The 16,294-nt window shown below is 60.4% G+C and carries 16 protein-coding genes; 7 read left to right on the forward strand and 9 right to left on the reverse strand.

The genetic code is table 11. The features are described 5' to 3' along the window. On the forward strand, positions 1–673 hold a 673-nt coding region (locus GIW79_RS23945; protein WP_236477422.1), incomplete at its 5' end, for an MFS transporter. Between the two features lie 9 nt (positions 674–682). On the opposite strand, the gene GIW79_RS23950 is transcribed toward GIW79_RS23945, so the two are convergent. The 7 genes from GIW79_RS23950 to GIW79_RS23980 all read right to left on the reverse strand — a co-directional run bounded on the left by GIW79_RS23950 (position 683) and on the right by GIW79_RS23980 (position 7,947). After that, entirely contained in the window at positions 683–1,345 is a 663-nt protein-coding gene (locus GIW79_RS23950; RefSeq protein ID WP_230633825.1) for a type III secretion effector protein, read from the reverse strand. 421 nt (positions 1,346–1,766) lie between these two features. After that, positions 1,767–1,943 (reverse strand): type III secretion effector protein, encoded by a 177-nt coding sequence (locus GIW79_RS23955; protein ID WP_080757665.1) that lies wholly within the window; start codon positions 1,941–1,943, stop codon positions 1,767–1,769. Between the two features lie 292 nt (positions 1,944–2,235). Next, positions 2,236–3,252, reverse strand: coding sequence for a type III secretion effector protein (locus GIW79_RS23960; RefSeq protein ID WP_169918900.1), 1,017 nt, complete (start codon positions 3,250–3,252; stop codon positions 2,236–2,238). Between the two features lie 245 nt (positions 3,253–3,497). After that, complete coding sequence (locus GIW79_RS23965) at positions 3,498–5,891, reverse strand: TonB-dependent siderophore receptor (protein WP_034125820.1); 2,394 nt, start codon at positions 5,889–5,891, stop codon at positions 3,498–3,500. A gap of 97 nt (positions 5,892–5,988) precedes the next feature. Then, entirely contained in the window at positions 5,989–6,939 is a 951-nt protein-coding gene (locus GIW79_RS23970; protein WP_236454845.1) for a FecR family protein, read from the reverse strand. 26 nt (positions 6,940–6,965) lie between these two features. Continuing rightward, complete coding sequence (locus tag GIW79_RS23975; protein ID WP_054898227.1) at positions 6,966–7,466, reverse strand: sigma-70 family RNA polymerase sigma factor; 501 nt, start codon at positions 7,464–7,466, stop codon at positions 6,966–6,968. A gap of 79 nt (positions 7,467–7,545) precedes the next feature. Further along, entirely contained in the window at positions 7,546–7,947 is a 402-nt protein-coding gene (locus GIW79_RS23980; protein ID WP_082423435.1) for a cytochrome c, read from the reverse strand. A 146-nt stretch (positions 7,948–8,093) separates the two neighbouring features. Here GIW79_RS23980 and GIW79_RS23985 point away from each other — a divergent pair, with 146 nt between their 5' ends. From GIW79_RS23985 to GIW79_RS23995, 3 genes are read left to right on the forward strand one after another with little or no spacing between them, the layout of a single operon-like run. Further along, entirely contained in the window at positions 8,094–8,894 is an 801-nt protein-coding gene (locus tag GIW79_RS23985) for a glucose 1-dehydrogenase (protein WP_054898226.1), read from the forward strand. Continuing rightward, positions 8,887–10,713: a glycoside hydrolase family 15 protein gene (locus tag GIW79_RS23990; RefSeq protein WP_034125824.1), complete on the forward strand. Its 1,827-nt coding sequence runs from the start codon at positions 8,887–8,889 to the stop codon at positions 10,711–10,713. Before GIW79_RS23985 ends, GIW79_RS23990 begins: the two co-directional genes overlap by 8 nt. Next, the gene (locus GIW79_RS23995; RefSeq protein WP_236454847.1) at positions 10,701–11,612 is read left to right on the forward strand and encodes an alpha/beta fold hydrolase; all 912 of its coding nucleotides are present in this window, start codon (positions 10,701–10,703) and stop codon (positions 11,610–11,612) included. The genes GIW79_RS23990 and GIW79_RS23995 overlap by 13 nt, the downstream gene beginning before the upstream one ends. On the opposite strand, the gene GIW79_RS24000 is transcribed toward GIW79_RS23995, so the two are convergent. Then, complete coding sequence (locus GIW79_RS24000) at positions 11,598–12,566, reverse strand: GlxA family transcriptional regulator (RefSeq protein ID WP_089042739.1); 969 nt, start codon at positions 12,564–12,566, stop codon at positions 11,598–11,600. The two genes, GIW79_RS23995 and GIW79_RS24000, sit on opposite strands and share 15 nt — an antisense overlap. A gap of 89 nt (positions 12,567–12,655) precedes the next feature. Here GIW79_RS24000 and inhA point away from each other — a divergent pair, with 89 nt between their 5' ends. Beyond that, entirely contained in the window at positions 12,656–13,336 is a 681-nt protein-coding gene (inhA, locus tag GIW79_RS24005; RefSeq protein WP_236454849.1) for an isonitrile hydratase, read from the forward strand. Between the two features lie 692 nt (positions 13,337–14,028). Here inhA and GIW79_RS24010 read toward each other — a convergent pair. After that, the gene (locus tag GIW79_RS24010) at positions 14,029–14,658 is read right to left on the reverse strand and encodes a LysE family translocator (protein WP_236454850.1); all 630 of its coding nucleotides are present in this window, start codon (positions 14,656–14,658) and stop codon (positions 14,029–14,031) included. 168 nt (positions 14,659–14,826) lie between these two features. On the opposite strand from GIW79_RS24010, the gene GIW79_RS24015 reads away from it, so the two are divergent. Together GIW79_RS24015 and GIW79_RS24020 are read left to right on the forward strand one after the other, a co-directional pair. After that, positions 14,827–15,342 carry a sigma-70 family RNA polymerase sigma factor gene (locus GIW79_RS24015; RefSeq protein ID WP_127882050.1) on the forward strand — a complete coding sequence of 172 codons (516 nt, stop codon included), beginning with the start codon at positions 14,827–14,829 and terminating at the stop codon, positions 15,340–15,342. Further along, positions 15,329–16,279, forward strand: a complete 951-nt coding sequence (locus GIW79_RS24020) for a FecR domain-containing protein (RefSeq protein ID WP_127882049.1) — start codon at positions 15,329–15,331, stop codon at positions 16,277–16,279. Before GIW79_RS24015 ends, GIW79_RS24020 begins: the two co-directional genes overlap by 14 nt. Positions 16,280–16,294: the final 15 nt, after the last annotated feature.

The following is a 16,294-nucleotide window of genomic DNA, read 5'->3' on the forward strand; positions in this document are numbered from 1 at the left end:
GTTGCTGGGGCTGGGCCTGTCGCCATTGCAGGCGACCCTGGAGGTCGTCGTTATCACGGTGGCGGCGCTGTTAAAAGCAGCACCGCATTTGTTGCCTTATGGCAGCAAAAGCTCGGGACCGGCATTTGCAGTGCCCCATGGCGTGGTGTTGTTTATCGGTTGCCTGTGTTTCATCGTATTCCTGGCTGAAGGTGCCGTGCTGGATTGGAGTGCTGTGTTCCTCAGCGCCGAGCGCGGCCTCGATGAGGCTTACGCCGGCCTGGGGTACGCGGCATTTGCCTTGACCATGACTGCTGGACGCCTGACCGGCGATGCCATTGTTCGACGCCTGGGGCCCACTCGCGTAATCGTGATCGGTGGCGCGCTGGCCTGTGCCGGCTTGCTCCTCGCGACCCTATTGCCAACGTGGGAAACGGCGCTGCTCGGCTACGCGCTGGTGGGTGCAGGGTGTTCGAATATCGTACCGGTACTGTATACCGCCGTGGGTAAGCAAACGGTGATGCCAGAGCATATCGCAGTGCCTGCCATCACCACATTGGGCTACGCCGGGATTCTCGCCGGCCCCGCCATGATTGGCTTTATCGCCCATGGCAGCAGCTTGAGTACTGCGTTCATCCTGATCGCGGTATTGCTGGCGGCAGTAGCCATCAGTGGAAAAATCCTCAAGGTATGAGTCCAAGCTTCAACGCGCTTTGCGAGCATCGTCCTGCTCCCGCCAACGTTCGAGGCTTTTGTTGCTGAGCCAACCGTCCTTATGAGGCGGGCCAAACAGTCGTGTGCCATTGGCTCGCTGTAATGACGACAGCAAACCCGGACGGTCAAGAATATTCTTCGCTGTGTAGACACTGAGCTCGCTGTATTGGGACCTGGGCATGCCTGTAGACGTATCCAGCACAGGCGCGCCGTGTTGATCTACCTCATACGGGTCTTGCATAACCGACCGAAGCTTGGCTATTTCAACGTACTGATGCGTTTCAAAGAGATAGGTTCGATCCATGGTCTCGTCTCGCAGGTGCGCAAACTGGCTTTGCAGCGCTTGCACCACCTGTGCATTGCTTTGGGCATGAAACGGATCCTGGCTGAAAACACTTGGAGAGCTGTTGCCCTGCAAGGTCTGGGCAGCCGCACTGAGGCTGTCACGTGTGATATCGCCATCACGGCTGAAGATAGCGTCGCTTAGCCGAGGGCGTTTGAGAATTTCTCTGACGACCTGGATCGCGTTGTCCAACACCTCGTTTTCACCCGTCGGTTGAGCAGCGATCCGCTTCAAGGACGTCCAAGTCAAGCGCCCGTCATTCAGAAACGGGTGCACCGCGCCGAAGGATTTTTCCAAGGCCTTTGCCAACTGGCTATCCTTTGTAGTTGCACTTGGCAGGGAACCCCTGGCCCGCTCAACAGGGGAGTTCTGCAAGTCTCGATAGCGCAGAGCGGATAAGGTCCCACGCAAGAGAAAGGGTTTGTGCGAGCCTCCAGCCGAGGGCGCGGATGGGGCTTCATACCAGGTTTCAGATTGGCAGACCGGTGGTGGAGTGGTTGATTGTGCGGCCAGCCTGTCGGGAGGAAGCGGCCGGCCGGAAGGTACTGCACCCTTAATTGTCATGGGTTTTCTCCAACTCTTTTCAGATGCATATCCGCTGGGTGGTCTGTGCCGTGATGGGCAAAATCAACGAATAGACTCTCCTCAGGCAGGTACCTCATGTGTGGTTGGATGGGCTCGACAGTTCCGAGTAAAAGGCTAATACCAATGACAATATGTAAAACCGTGGTCAACCACCCTCATCCAGCTTTCGCCTACGCCACCAGCCTGCCAGGCTGTTGATCAAGCCGGTGTCTTTCAATGAATCGCCACCGGCCCCCGGCGTCTGCAACTCCGCCAGCAGGCCCCGGGAAAAATCATCCGAAACGGGCGCCTGGAATTTGCGCTCGCCGGCATACGCCTTCATGCGCCGCGCCTCGGCCTCATATTCGGTCGACTCAAAGGGAAGACTTTGCGACGCTGCGCACTCCTCTGGCATTGCCAGACTCGCTTGCTGGGTGTTGCGCAAAAGCTCGAGAGGGCCAGGTTTGGGGGAATTAAACGAGGTTGAAGTCATATGTTTTCCCTCATTCGAAAGCTGAAAAAACGGCATGCCAAATCACTACCGCAGGTACCACCTATGTGGCAACCGGGAATAATTCGTTCCTTGAAACATATAAAACTGGCGCCACCTCAAAAAGGTGGCGCCGCAAGAGCGGTCAGCGGGACAACGAGTACAGCCCTCTACGGCTGATCTTCCCATCGCCGTCTTTACTGAGGTGGTTATCCATTTTTTCGAGCACGTCACTGCGCGTGAGTATTTCCTGGGATAACTGAATCAGATGATCCTTGGCTGCATCGCCAGTGAGCGGCTTGCGCGCCCACTCTTTCAGTTCGCTGATTTTCAGGCTTGAGCCCCCGCTCCTTTTCTTCAACTCGTCGAAATGATCAAGCAGCTCACCGGCCAGTTCCTTGTCAGTCTTGTACTTGAAGTAGTTCTCTCCTTTGATCACCATATTCAGTTTTTGCCGGTCGATAAGACCATCCAGGGCGCCGGTGGAACTGTGCCTATCCATCGCTGCCATCAGTTCCGGACGTCGTAGCAGCTCATTGGCCAGGCGGATGTTCTCGTTCATGACGGGATTAGGCGACCACCCTCTTTTCGCCATCGCAAGAATGCTGTCAACGCTGACGTAGCCAGGCTTCTTCGGGTCTCTGAAGGCATTGAAGTTGTCGAGCAGTTGTTGGGCCAACTCTTCGCGGTTCTTCAACGCGTACTGCGGATCCGGCCTGCCGGGGGCGGGCGGATACGGTCGACCTGCGGTGGGGTCCGGTCGTGGTGGAGGATTGCTCTCAATAGGATTCGGTCTGGGGGGCGGGTTGCTGCAACCTGGGTTCGGCCTTGGCGGCCGATGTTCACAACCAGGATGCGTGGGCGGCCGATGTCCGCTGAAGCAATGACCGACCCACTGCTTGAATTGGCTCAGCAAACTCTGCGCCCCCTGCGGGCTGTGGTGACGCCCATGCGCGTCAGCCGCGGTGGTCGGCGCCTGAGGACTACCAAATACCGGCCCGTCCTTGTTCTCCCTGGATTGGAAATTAACATGGGCAGCATTCTGGCCATTGAAAGAACGCGCAGCCGCAGCCTCGTTAGCGACTTTAATGTCGACCTTGGCCGGTGGAAGGTCAGACGTTGCTGAAGCAGAGACGGGTGTATCCAACATCGATACCGACATAAGTTTCTCCATGACAGTGGGCGATTTTCAGCTTGTCGCTCCAACGCAATGTCGAAGCCCACCAGCTTTCCCATGTGTGGTTTTGCGTCGGAATCAGTTCCTGATCCAGCAACAATATGTGATCAAGGTGTAGTAAACAGCTTGGACAGCGGCGATCTTCTCGCGATGAATGGGCGGTGCCCCTGGCCCGGGCCAAAAAAAAATCGCGACCTTTGAGATCGCGATTTTTCTTCATCGGCTAAAGCTCAAAACCCTACGCTTGCCTGTAGGAAGAACGTGCGAGGCTCACCCAGGTACAACCCTGCATTGTTGTCGCTAGAGCGTGTGTAATGCTGCTGGTCGAAGACATTCTTCACGCCCACGCCCAGTTTCAGGTTCGACAGTTGCGCGCCAAAGTCGTAGCCGCTGCGCAGGTTGACCGAGACATACCCGGGGATATCACCGTATTGGCCATCAGCAGAGCCTTGGGTGATATAGGTGGTGCCGGTGCCGGGCGCACGCTGGCCGGACTGGGCATAGACGTCCAGGTTGTGGGTCCAGTGGTTGACGTCGTAACGCAGGCCCAGGGTCGCCACTTGGCGGGAATACAGTGGCAGGTCACGGCCCTTGAACGGCACATCACCTTCGGAGGTGGCCTTGGTGTAGGTGAAGCCCGCGTTGGCGGTCAGGCCGTCGAGGCGCGGGTCGAGGTTGGACAGGTCGTAATGGGCGGATGCTTCGATGCCGCTGTGCTTGGTGGCGCCGAGGTTGGTCCAGCCCACGTCATTGCTGACGTATTGCAGTTCATCCGAGAAGTCGATGTAGAACAGCGTCACTTCGCCGCCCCAGACGCTGTCGTTGTAGCGCGTACCGACCTCGTAGGTCTTGGCCTTTTCCGGGTTCAGGCCGTTGGCCGTCTGGTCGCCGGTACCGCCCTGGCCGAGTTGGAAATACTGCAGGCTGCCGAAGGAGGTTTCGTAGTTGGCGAACAGTTTCCAGGCGTCAGACACGTGGTACATCACGCTCAGCGCCGGCAGCGGTTCGTTGTTGTGGACCTCGCGGCGTTTTTCCTCGGTACGCTTGCCGTTCAGGGCAACGACCGGGCGGTCATGCCATTCGGTACGGATATCTTCAAAGCGAATGCCCGGGGTGATGGTCCATTTGCCAATATCGATTTTGTTATCGATATAGAAGGCGTTGGCTTCAGTGCCCCCCGTGCGGTCCTGATACACGTGACCGTCGCTCTGCCCGCCCGGCGTCGGTACGTTGTTGACCAGGTTCAGGCTGGTGGCCTCCTCGTGCATGCCTTCTTTGAGGTAGCGATACCCCACACTGACTTCCTGGGTACTGGGCCCCAGGTCAAACACATGGGACACACGCGGCTCGATGCCGAAGGTGTAGTAGGTGCGCGGGTAGGAGCTGAGGGTCTTGAGATCGCGGTTGGCAATGTTGCTGCCACGGAAACTGTCGGAATAGTAAGTCAGCACTTCGGCCTGGGTGCGGTCGTCGATCTGGCGGATGTACTTGAACGACACGTCCTTGCGGCGCCCGCTGAAGTTGTCCCAGTCACGCACCGATTGGTACGGGTTGGCATCGAACTGCTTCTGGGTCAGGCCGCCGGGCATATCGGCGCTGGCATCGTAATAGTGGAAGTTCAGCGAGAAATCGTCTTGATCGGTCGGCGCCCAGTGGGTTTTGAAGATCACATCATCGATGTCGTTGCCGTTGTTGCTGTTGCGGTAACCGTTACCGTTGACCCCGGAGTACAGCAGCGCGGCGCCGATACCGTTGTCGGCCGTGCCACCGATAAAGGCATTCTCTACATGCTTCCAGCCACCGTGGGCAGACGTTTGCAGGGTGGTGCCGACTTCACCGGAGAAGTCTTGCGGGATCGCACGGGTCACGAAGTTGATCACGCCGCCGACGTTCTGTGGCCCATAACGCACCGAACCCGCACCGCGGACAACGTCGATACTTTCCAGGTTACCGGCAGAAATCGGCGCCATCGACAGCTGTGGCTGGCCGTAAGGAGCGAACGCAGCCGGTACGCCGTCAATCAGCACGGTGGAGCGCGGTGACAGGCGCGAGGTCAGGCCGCGTACGCCGACGTTGAGGGAAATATCACTGCCACCGGTGCCGTTGGATTCCTGCACTTGCACGCCAGGCACGCGGCGCAGGACGTCACCGATGTTCATCGCGCCCTGCTCTACCATGGCTTCGCGTCGAATGACGGTGCGTGCGCCGGGATGGTTCTGCACCACTTCGGCATCGGCGTCGGCAAGCCAGTCGCCCACCACCTTGATATCGGTGACCCCCAGTTCCAGCGGTGAGCCCGCTTCACCGGTGCCGCGGCTCACCGGACGCAAGGTCACGGAGCCGGCGTCAATCTGGTAATCCAGGCCACTGCCTTGCAGTAATTGCCGCAGGGCTTGTTCGGGCGAGAGATTGCCATCGACCGCAGGAGCTTGCTTGCCAGCAACCATATCGGGGCTGAAGAACACTTGCAGCGAGGTCTGCTGGCCCAATTGGCTCAAGGCTGCGCCGAGGGATTGCGCACGAATGTGGATACCCTCGGCAGCCTGTGCGGTACTGATGGCAACGGCCAGGGCCAAGGGCGCCCAGCGGGAAATTTTATTGTTGTGGGGGGCAAGTTTTTTCACGTCGAACCTAGTCCTGTGATCGCAAGCATGCGCGGCCGTTAATGCAAACCAGTTGCAGTTGCAGGAGAAGACGAAGAACTCGAAAAAAACCTGAATGTCAGCGCGAAATAATTTCCTGGCTACCGTCCGGCAGAGTGCGCAAGGCGACCGGCAGGATGTGGGGCAAGGCCTTGAGCAAGGCATCGGTATCGCTGGAGTTGAAGACACTGGTCAAGCGCAGATTGCCCACCGCTGCCGTACTGACCCGCAGCGGTTGCTCGCGGTAGCGCGACACTTCCCGCGCCACGTCGACCAAGGTGGCGTTGTTGAACACCAGTTTACCGTTGCGCCACGCGGTCAGTTCTTCAGGGTTCACCGCGTAGGCCGCCGCCACTTGGCCTTGGGGATCGACATGGGTGCCACGCCCGGCGGTGAGCGTGACGATGTGATCGGATGCCCGGCCCTGCACCTTGACCGTGCCGGCTTCGACCGCCACGCGGGTCTGGTCCGCCTCCCGACGTACATCAAAGCGCGTGCCGGTGACGGTCACCTGCCCTGCCCCGGCTGCGACCACAAACGGGCGCCCGGCGTCATGCTGCACGCTGAACATCGCCTCGCCCTGCTTGAGCTCTACGCCCCGACGGCCCTTTTCGTAATGAACCGCGACCACGCTGCGGCTGTTGAGGTCCATCACGGAACCGTCAGGCAAGGTCACCTGACGATGCTCGCCTAACCGCGTGCTGAATTCGGCATTGTAGGGCTTTGGCTGCCCCAGACCGCTGTACGCACCCAGGCCCACTGCAACGGCGACCACACTGGCGGCCACGGCATAACGCATCAGCGCACGCCGTCCAAGGCGCTCGGTCGGCGCATCGCCCAGCGCCTGCAAGCGGGCCTTGGGCAGCAAATCCGTCGCACTCCATAACCCTTGCAGCACATCGATTTCGTATTGATGCGCGGGCTGCGACCTGCGCCAGGCATCGAAACGTTGGCGTTCCTGGGCGCTCAATGGGCCGTCTTGCAGGCGTACAAACCACTGCGCGGCCTCATCACGGACACGGTTATCCATCGTGGAAGATCCTGTTTCAAAGCCGGTCATGGCGCGCTCGCATCCAGACGATCACGCAGATGCCGCAGGGTGCGGATCATATACTTTTCCACCATGTTTTTAGACAGCCCCAGGCGTGTGGCGATTTCCTGCTGGGTGAGCCCTTCGATCTTTTGCCAGATGAAAATCCTGCGACAGTTGAGCGGCAACTCGGCCAGCGCCCGCTCGATGGCGTCGGCCAACTGGATCGCGTGCATGTAATGCTCCGGGTCGCTACTGTGAGGCGTACTGTGATCAGCCGCTTGCAGCGTCAACGCCTCGCGGCGGTCTTCGCGGCGGTAGGCATCCACCGCAATATTGCGCGCGGTTTGATGCAGGTAGGCGCGTGGCTGCGCCACCTCGCAGGCAGCGGACTCAAGCACCCGCACGAAGGTGTCGTGCGCCAGGTCTTCGGCTTGCTGACGGTTTCTCAGGCGGCGCGTCCAGGTTCCGATCAACTCTTCATAGTGCTCGAAAAAGCCTGTTCTGCGGGGCGGCTGAGGAGTCATCGCGAAAGCACTGGGGAGGCGGGGCGTGAATAGTAATGCTTCCTATTAAGTGGGGCAATTGCTGCTCATCGCCGACCCACTATTTGTTTGAAATGACCTCACTCATGTATTGATGCAAATCGCGAAAGTCTTTAACGCTCCAGGCATGTGGCGCGATCTTTACGCCATTGTCTTGCAGCGTCTTGGGGATCAGGTTGCCATTGGGGCGAAGGATGACCGAGGAGACGATAACGCCCGGATAATCATGGAGTCGTTTCTTGAAGGTGGCAGTTGTCAGGTCGGGGGTTGGCGGATTACTTTTTTTTGCCAATGGCCCCGTGCCTTTGATATCGGGCCCGTGGCACACAGCACAGCGCTGCAGATACAGCGTTTTACCATTGCTGTTTTCCGCGACGCACAAGGCTGTCTGAGCCAGTGATAAAGCGGCCACTACGCCGCTGAGTAATAGTTTCATCCATCGGGTAACGGCCCACGCATGCATTCCATCGCTTCCTGTATTGCCCTTTATTTTCAGCATCATACGATAAAGTCGCGCTTTGCCCGAGTTGGGCGTAAGCGCCAGGGGGTGAACTTCCGCTCGCCGCCGCCAGTCAGCAAGAAGGACTCTCATAAAACGGTGGGTGGGCGATGCAGATTTCCTTGCAGCAACAAGTGGCCCTGGTCACCGGGGCCAGTTCCGGCATTGGCGCGGGCGCGGCCAAAGCCCTGGCCGCAGCAGGCGCGGCGGTGGTGCTTAACTACAACTCCCAGGCGGCACCGGCTGAGGCTCTCGCCGCGCAGATCAATGCCAACGGCGGCCGAGCGCTTGCGATTGGCGGCGATGTGTCCAAGGAGGCCGATGTCGAACGCCTGTTCGCGCAAACCCTCGACGCCTTCGGCCATCTGGATATTCTGGTGGCCAACTCCGGCCTGCAAAAAGATGCCAATCTGGTCGATATGACCCTTGAGGATTGGAACACGGTGATTGGCGTCAACCTCACCGGGCAGTTCCTCTGCGCGCGCGCGGCGGTGCGTATCTTCAATCGCCAGGGTATTCGCGAAGGTGTGTCACGGGCCGCCGGCAAAATCATCCATATGAGTTCGGTGCATCAAGTCATCCCCTGGGCCGGGCATGTGAATTACGCCGCGTCCAAGGGTGGCGTGGAGATGCTGATGCGCACCCTCGCCCAGGAAGTCAGCGAACAGCGCATCCGTATCAATGGCATTGCGCCTGGGGCGATTCGCACGGCGATCAACCGCGCAGCCACTGAAGGTGCTGCAGAAAAAGAGCTGCTCAAATTGATTCCTTATGGTCGTGTCGGTGACGTCGAAGACGTGGCCAATGCGGTGGTGTGGCTGGCCAGCGATGCCTCTGATTATGTGGTTGGCAGCACCTTGTTCATCGATGGCGGTATGAGCCTCTACCCGGAGTTCCGTGGCAATGGTTGATTTCAAGAACGAACCTCAAAGCGCCATCGATGCCCACGGGATCATCGGCGACATGCGCAGCGCGGCACTGGTGAACGACCGCGGCAGCATCGACTTCTTCTGCTGGCCGGAATTCGACAGCCCTTCGGTGTTTTGCGCACTGCTCGACACGCCCGAGGCCGGCACGTTCCAGCTTACCCCGGACCTGCCCAACGCCCGCCGCGAGCAGATCTACCTGCCCGACACCAATGTGCTGCAGACTCGCTGGCTGAGCGATGAAGCGGTGGTGGAGATCACCGACCTGCTGACCGTCAGCGAAAACGTCGATGAACTGCCCTTGCTGATCAGGCGGGTACGGGTGGTCAGTGGCAAGGCGACTATCCACCTGAGCTGCGCCGTGCGCCACGACTATGCCCGGGCCCCCACCGAGGCTAAGGCCGAGGCTGCCAGCGTGGTGTTCACCGCCAGCGGCCAGCCCGGCCTGCGCCTGATTGGCAGTCAGCCGCTGACCCTCCAAGGCAACACCGCCATCGCCACCTTTACCCTCGCCCAGGATGAAGGCGCCGAATTTGTCCTCGGTGGCCAGGAGGATGCGCGCGTCACCAACGACTGTACCGACCTCTACCTGGAGCGCACCTTGAAGTTCTGGCGCGGTTGGATCAGCCAGTCCAACTATCGCGGGCGCTGGCGCGAGATGGTCAACCGCTCGGCCCTGGCGCTGAAACTCCTGACCTCGCGCAAACACGGCGCCATCATCGCCGCGGCCACGTTCGGGCTGCCGGAAACGCCCGGCGGCGAACGCAACTGGGACTACCGCTATACCTGGATCCGCGATGCCTCGTTCACCGTCTATGCGTTCATGCGCCTGGGTTTCGTCGAGGAAGCCAACGCCTATATGCGCTGGCTCAGGGGCCGGGTCAGCGACTGCTGCGGCCAGCCGACCAAGATCAACATCCTGTACGGCATCGACGGTCGCCAGGAACTGCCGGAAACCACCCTCGACCACTTGAGCGGCCACGGCGGCGCCCAACCGGTGCGGGTGGGCAACGAAGCGTTCGACCAGATCCAGCTGGATATCTACGGCGAACTGATGGACGCGGTTTACCTGGTGAACAAGTACGGCGAAGCCATCTCCCACCAAGGCTGGAAACACACGGTGGAAGTGGTCGACCAAGTGTGTGAGATCTGGAACCACAAAGACGTGGGCATCTGGGAAATGCGCGGCGAGCAGCACCACTTCCTGCACTCACGCCTGATGTGCTGGGTGGCCCTGGACCGTGCCATTCGCCTGGCCTCCAAACGTTCGCTGCCGGCCCCGTTCGCACGCTGGGACCAGACGCGCCAGGCGATCTACGCCGACATCTGGACTAACTTCTGGAACGAAGAGCGCGGGCATTTTGTGCAGCATATCGGCAGCACCGCCCTCGACGGTTCGATGCTGTTGATGCCGCTGGTGCGCTTTGTCGCCGCCACGGACCCGCGCTGGCTCACGACACTGGAAGCGATCCAGAAAAGCCTGGTGCGCGACGGCATGGTCTACCGCTACCGCAATGACGATAGCCAGATCGATGGGCTGCAAGGCGTCGAAGGCGCGTTTGCCGCCTGTTCGTTCTGGTACGTCGAATGCCTGGCGCGCGCCGGGCAAGTTGAAAAGGCCCATCTGGAATTCGAACAGTTGCTGCGTTACGCCAACCCGCTGGGGTTGTACGCCGAAGAGTTCGACAGCCAGGCCCGGCACCTGGGCAACACGCCCCAGGCCTTGAGCCACTTGGCATTGATCAGCGCGGCAACGTTCCTGGACCGCAAACTCAGCGGGGAGAAAACCGTATGGCAACCCTGACGTCCCCCGCCCCACTGCTGTATGTGCGCACAACCCTGCTTGATGTGGCGTACGAAACCCACGGCCCCATCGATGGCGAACCGGTGATCCTGTTGCATGGCTTCCCTTACGATCCACGGGGCTACGATGACATCGCGCCGGTGCTGGCTGAACGTGGTTATCGGGTATTGGTCCCGTACTTACGCGGTTATGGCCCGACGCGATTTATCAACACGCAAGTGATGCGCTCCGGCCAACAGGCAGCGCTGGCCAAGGACCTGCTCGACTTCATGGATGCATTGTCGATCCCGCAAGCCACACTCGCCGGCTTTGACTGGGGTGGGCGCGCCGCCTGTATTGTCGCGGCGCTATGGCCGCAGCGGGTGCGCGGCCTGGTGACCGGCGATGGCTACAACATCCAGGCCATCAGCCAGTCGCTCAAGCCCAGGCCACCTGAGACAGAGCACCGGCTCTGGTATCAGTATTACTTTCACACCCAGCGCGGGGTCGACGGGTTGACGGCCAATCGGCGTGAACTCTGCCAATTGCTCTGGACGCTGTGGTCACCGTCCTGGGCCGAAGGGCCAAGCCGCTACGGCCTGACCGCGCCGTCGTTTGATAACCCGGATTTTGTCGAGGTGGTGATTCACTCCTATCGCCATCGCTTCATGTATGCGCCGGGTGATCCCGCGCTGGAATACATCGAGCAGGCGCTGGTGCCGCAACCGCCGATATCAGTACCGAGCATTTCGCTGTGCGGGGCCGACGATGGCGTGGGCCCGCCGTCGCTGGAGGATGATGACGTGGAGCACTTCAGCGGTTTTTATCGCCGCCAGGTGTTGCCCGGCGTGGGTCATAACGTTTTCCAGGAAGCGCCCCAGGTCACGCTTCAAGCTTTGCTGGAACTACTGGAGCGGTGAAAAACGCTCTCGATAAGCCTGGGGCGTCACCGACAAAGCCCTTAGAAAGCTGCGGCGCAAAGTCTCTTCACAGCCAAAACCACATTGCATGGCGATACGCTTGATGGAGGTTGTGCTATCTGCCAGTTGCCGGCGTGCGTTTTCGACGCGAATCAGTTCCACGGCCCGCGCCGGGGTTTGGCCAGTCTCGGTGCGATAGTGGCGTACAAAGCTGCGCTCGCTCATGCCAGCCTGGGCCGCCAGGGTGGCGATGCTCAGATCCAACGTCAGGTTTTCGGCGATCCAGGCATGCAGCTCGGCAAAACGGCTGTCGCTCTTTTGCAGGGATAACGTCACGCTGAATTGCGACTGACCGCCAGGGCGCTTGAGGAACACCACCAAGTGGCGCGCCACTTCCAGGGCAATCGCACGCCCCAGGTCATCCTCTACCAGGGCCAGGCACAGGTCGATCCCGGCGGTCACACCAGCAGACGTCCACACCGCACCTTGCTGGATGAAAATCGGATTGGCCTCCACCGTGAGCGCAGGGAACTTGCGCGCCAGTTCTTCACAGCGCGTCCAGTGCGTGGCCACGCGGCAACCATCGAGCAAGCCACTGGCGGCCAGCAGAAAAGCCCCGGTGCAAACCGAAGCCATGCGCCGGGTGTGCAAGGATTTATCGCGCACCCATTGCACCAGCGCCGGGTCCTCGGCGGCGCCGTACACGCCCCAGCCACCGGCGATCATCAGGGTGTCGCAAGGCGCATCGATGGCGGGCAGCGGTTCAGCCAGCAGCGCGAGGCCGGAGGACGTCATCACCGGCTCAGCCTGAGCGGCGATGACGTTGACCGCGTAGGGCAATGGCAAACTACGCTGGCGCGCCAAATCGTTAGCCGATGCGAACACCTGTAGAGGCCCGGTGACATCGAGTACCTGGGCATTCTCAAACGCGAGTACATGAATAATTTTAGGCATGATTGGCGAGATTGGTGGGCTCAATGGCGTATTCGCCAAAGCCTAGGCTTCTACAGTGAGCACGTCCATTCCTTTTCGGAGCTTGAATCATGACCTTGCAGATCGGCTTTCTGTTGTTTCCCGGCATCCAGCAACTGGACCTTACCGGCCCCTATGATGTCCTCGGTTCGCTGCCAGACGTGAAGCTGCACCTGGTGTGGAAAGACCTCGCGCCGATCACCTCCAGCACTGGCCTGGTGTTCACGCCGACCATGACCTACGCCGACTGCCCGAACCTGGATGTGCTTTGCGTACCCGGCGGCGCCGGTGTGGGCCCATTGATGGAAGACCCGCAAACCCTGGACTTCCTCAAGGCCCAGGCCCAGGCAGTGCGCTACATGACCTCGGTGTGCACCGGCTCATTGGTACTGGGCGCGGCAGGGTTGCTGCGCGGTCGCAAGGCCACCACCCATTGGGCGTACCACCACCTGCTCGCCCCGCTCGGTGCCATCCCCGTACAGGAACGTGTGGTGCGTGATGGCAACCTGTTTACCGGCGGCGGGATCACCGCGGGCATCGATTTTGCCCTGACTTTGGCCGCGGAGTTGTACAGCGAAGCGGCAGCGCAACTGGTGCAACTGCAGATCGAATACGCGCCGGCCCCACCGTTTGACTCAGGCCACCCGGAGACGGCGCCCCGGCATGTGCTGGAGGAAGCCAACAAGCGCACGGTGGAGTCACGCAAAGTGCGCGGGGAGATCGTGGCGCGGGCGGCTGCGCGGTTGGGGTGAAGTTGGATTTCTCACGTCCGGTCGCTGAATTTGCAGCGACTGAAGGTCCGTGGGAATGAACCGGTTTCAACGCTTGAACGTGAGGTAAGTCCTAGTCCGCTGTACGAAACTCCTTTTGATTCTTTCGGTGCTCAACGGCTGTCCAGTTGTAACCAACAGTAACCACGATGCGAAGCGAGTCGCTCTTGAACTTGCTCTTGATCTTAGGCGCCCCGTTAAACCACGCTGGCCGAACGCAGGCTGGAATTCGTGGGTAACCCGGCAGGACGCCGGGTTAGCCGTCCTGGGCCAAGGATGGCCCATGACGGCGGCCCACGGATTCAAGCCGGAGTGAGGGCACACCGAGCCTAAGCGAGGTGCCGAGTGGTGGGGCGAGAGCGTTTTGCTTACTTTTGTCTGGGCCGGCATTCCGGCTTTTCAAAAGTGAGCCGCTGTAAAAGCGGAACCCTAAGTGGCCGTTACCGCAGGAATGGATATGTACACTGTATAGCTGTGTCGACTGTCAGGCCGCCTTCGCGAGCAAGCCCGCTCCCACAATTGGATCGTGGAGTGTCAGGTAGAGAAGCGTCGGCTGTCAGGCCGTCATCGCAGGCAAGCCAGCTCCCACATTTGGATTATGGGGTGTAAGGTAGATGAGCATCGGCTGTCGGGCCCCCGCCACAAAGAAACTTGCTTGGCTTCCCGCCTGTCATTCAGGCAGGACGTGACATCACCGCCAAGCGCACGGCCAACGCCGTCAGCACCGCTGCCAAGCCCCACTTCTGCAGCCAGGCGCTTTTGGTGCGTTTGGCGAAGAAACGACTGAGCGCCCCGCCAAACACGCCCAACAGCACATGAAACACACTGGCGATCAACGTCAACACACCGCCCAGCACCATCAATTGCAAGGCGATAGGCCCTGCCTCGGGCCGCACAAACTGCGGCAGGAACACCATGAAAAACAACAACGCCTTGGGGTTGAGCAAGCTGTTGAGCATGGCCTGCAGAAACACTCCGCCCAACGCCACGCGGCCGACGTGAGCGGTGTCCAGGCCGGGGCGTTTCTGCAAGGTTTTGAAGGCCAGCCACAGCAGGTAGATCACGCCCGCATAACGGATCAGGTCGAACGCTGGCGGCCAGCTGGCGACCAACGCCGTCACCCCCATGGCGGTCAACGCTGTCAGCAACAGGTCGGCCACGCCAATGCCCAGGGCCGAAGCAACGCCGCCGCGCCAGCCATGGGTGACGCCCTGACTGATGACAAATGCCATGTTCGGCCCCGGTGACAGCAACAACAGCAACACAGCGCCGGAAAAAACACCGAGTGTGACAAGGCTGATCATGGTTGAACCGTCCGCTGGAAAAAAAACAGATTAATCGGCGCTTGCAGGCCCTACAAAAAATTGTGCTGGATACATTGCTCACGCAGCGAACCGAGTGATTGCTGAATGCCACGACCAACGTCTAGAATGCGAAACATTATCAATTAAGCCTGCTGCGCCAGGATGACCATGTCGAGCGATCACCCACTGGACCCTGCTGCCATCGGCCAGCTATACCAAGCCCACCATTCATGGCTGCGCGGCTGGTTGAGCCGGCGCACGGGCTGCCATGAGCGCGCCGCTGACCTCGCGCAGGACACCTTCGTGCGCCTGCTCAACGCGCGTCAGCAACAGACTTTTCAGCAGCCGCGCGCGTATCTGAGCAGCATCGCGCGCAGCTTGATGATCGACCAATACCGGCGCCGCGAACTGGAACGCGCCTACCTGGAAAGCCTGGCGCACTTCCCGCAAGTAGAGGTGCCGAGCGAAGAAACAAAGCGGCTGATCCTCGACAGCCTGGAGCGTATTGACCGTTTGCTCGACCAGCTCAAGCCGAGGGTGCGCGAGGCGTTCCTGTTGGCCCAATTGGACGGCCTGACCTGCCCGCAGATCGCCTTGCGCCTGGGCGTGTCCAAGGCCACGGTGGAACGCGACCTGTCCAAGGCGCTGCACGCCTGTTACCGGTTGCGCTATGCCGACTCCTGACTCGCACCTGGTCGACCAGGCCATCCAATGGATGATCAAGCTGCGCTACAACACCGCCGACGACGCCAGCACCGCGGCCTTTGACCAGTGGCTGCACACCAGCGAGGCGCATCAACAGGCCTGGCAACGGGTCGCCACCCTGAATGACGATTTCAACCACTTGCCGGCGCATGTCAGTCGCCATGCACTCGACGGCGCACGCCAGCACATCAGCCGTCGTGAAAGCCTGAAACTGCTCGGGCTGTTTGCCGGCGCCGCAGGTTTAGCCTGGCTGGGCCGCGACTACACGCCCCTGCCCGCCTTGATGGCGGACTACCGCACCGCCACTGGCGAGCGGCGCTGGGTAACATTGGAGGATGGCAGCAAAGTCCAGCTCAACAGCGCCAGCGCCGTCGACATTACCTCCAGCGCCGAACAACGGCTGGTGAACCTGCGCCAGGGTGAAATATTGATCAATACCGGCGTCGACCGCCGTCCGCTATGGGTGCATACCCGCGACGGTTACCTACGCGCCCTGGGCACACGCTTGCTGGTGCGCGAAGAACCCCAAGGTACCCTGCTGGCCGTGCAACAGGGTGCGGTAGCGGTGTTTGCCGATCGCCATGACGGCGCCGCACGCCAGGTGATCAAGCCAGGCGAACAGGTGATGTTCAACCGTAGCGGCATTCGCCCTTCCCCCAATAACGGCCTGGACCCCTGGGCCTGGAGTGACGGCGTGATCAGCGCCCACAACATGCGCCTGGACGACTTCCTGGCCGAACTGGGCCGCTATCGCAATGGGTTGGTGCGTTGCAGCGAAGCCGTGGCAGGGCTGCGGGTGTCGGGCACTTACCAACTGGAGGACACCGACCAAGTGCTCAAGTTGGTCACTCAATCGCTGGCGATCGATGTGACCTACCGCAGCCGCTACTGGGTAACCGTCTCCGCTCGGGTGTGACCGGCCGAAAATAAA

It is taken from the genome of Pseudomonas sp. PA-7-1E (genome assembly GCF_021605325.1).
Taxonomy (GTDB): Bacteria; Pseudomonadota; Gammaproteobacteria; order Pseudomonadales; family Pseudomonadaceae; genus Aquipseudomonas; species Aquipseudomonas fluorescens_BV.

Excerpts from the sequence above, each read along its gene's own strand:
- GIW79_RS23995 (WP_236454847.1), top strand. The coding sequence starts at position 10,701 with ATGGCAACCCTGACGTCCCCCGCCCCACTGCTGTATGTGCGCACAACC.
- GIW79_RS23980 (WP_082423435.1), bottom strand. The coding sequence starts at position 7,947 with ATGCATGCGTGGGCCGTTACCCGATGGATGAAACTATTACTCAGCGGC.
- GIW79_RS23985 (WP_054898226.1), top strand. The coding sequence starts at position 8,094 with ATGCAGATTTCCTTGCAGCAACAAGTGGCCCTGGTCACCGGGGCCAGT.
- GIW79_RS23960 (WP_169918900.1), bottom strand. The coding sequence starts at position 3,252 with ATGTCGGTATCGATGTTGGATACACCCGTCTCTGCTTCAGCAACGTCT.
- GIW79_RS23955 (WP_080757665.1), bottom strand. The coding sequence starts at position 1,943 with ATGAAGGCGTATGCCGGCGAGCGCAAATTCCAGGCGCCCGTTTCGGAT.
- GIW79_RS24010 (WP_236454850.1), bottom strand. The coding sequence starts at position 14,658 with ATGATCAGCCTTGTCACACTCGGTGTTTTTTCCGGCGCTGTGTTGCTG.
- inhA (WP_236454849.1), top strand. The coding sequence starts at position 12,656 with ATGACCTTGCAGATCGGCTTTCTGTTGTTTCCCGGCATCCAGCAACTG.
- GIW79_RS24020 (WP_127882049.1), top strand. The coding sequence starts at position 15,329 with ATGCCGACTCCTGACTCGCACCTGGTCGACCAGGCCATCCAATGGATG.
- GIW79_RS23990 (WP_034125824.1), top strand. The coding sequence starts at position 8,887 with ATGGTTGATTTCAAGAACGAACCTCAAAGCGCCATCGATGCCCACGGG.
- GIW79_RS24015 (WP_127882050.1), top strand. The coding sequence starts at position 14,827 with ATGTCGAGCGATCACCCACTGGACCCTGCTGCCATCGGCCAGCTATAC.
- GIW79_RS23975 (WP_054898227.1), bottom strand. The coding sequence starts at position 7,466 with ATGACTCCTCAGCCGCCCCGCAGAACAGGCTTTTTCGAGCACTATGAA.
- GIW79_RS23970 (WP_236454845.1), bottom strand. The coding sequence starts at position 6,939 with ATGGATAACCGTGTCCGTGATGAGGCCGCGCAGTGGTTTGTACGCCTG.
- GIW79_RS24000 (WP_089042739.1), bottom strand. The coding sequence starts at position 12,566 with ATGCCTAAAATTATTCATGTACTCGCGTTTGAGAATGCCCAGGTACTC.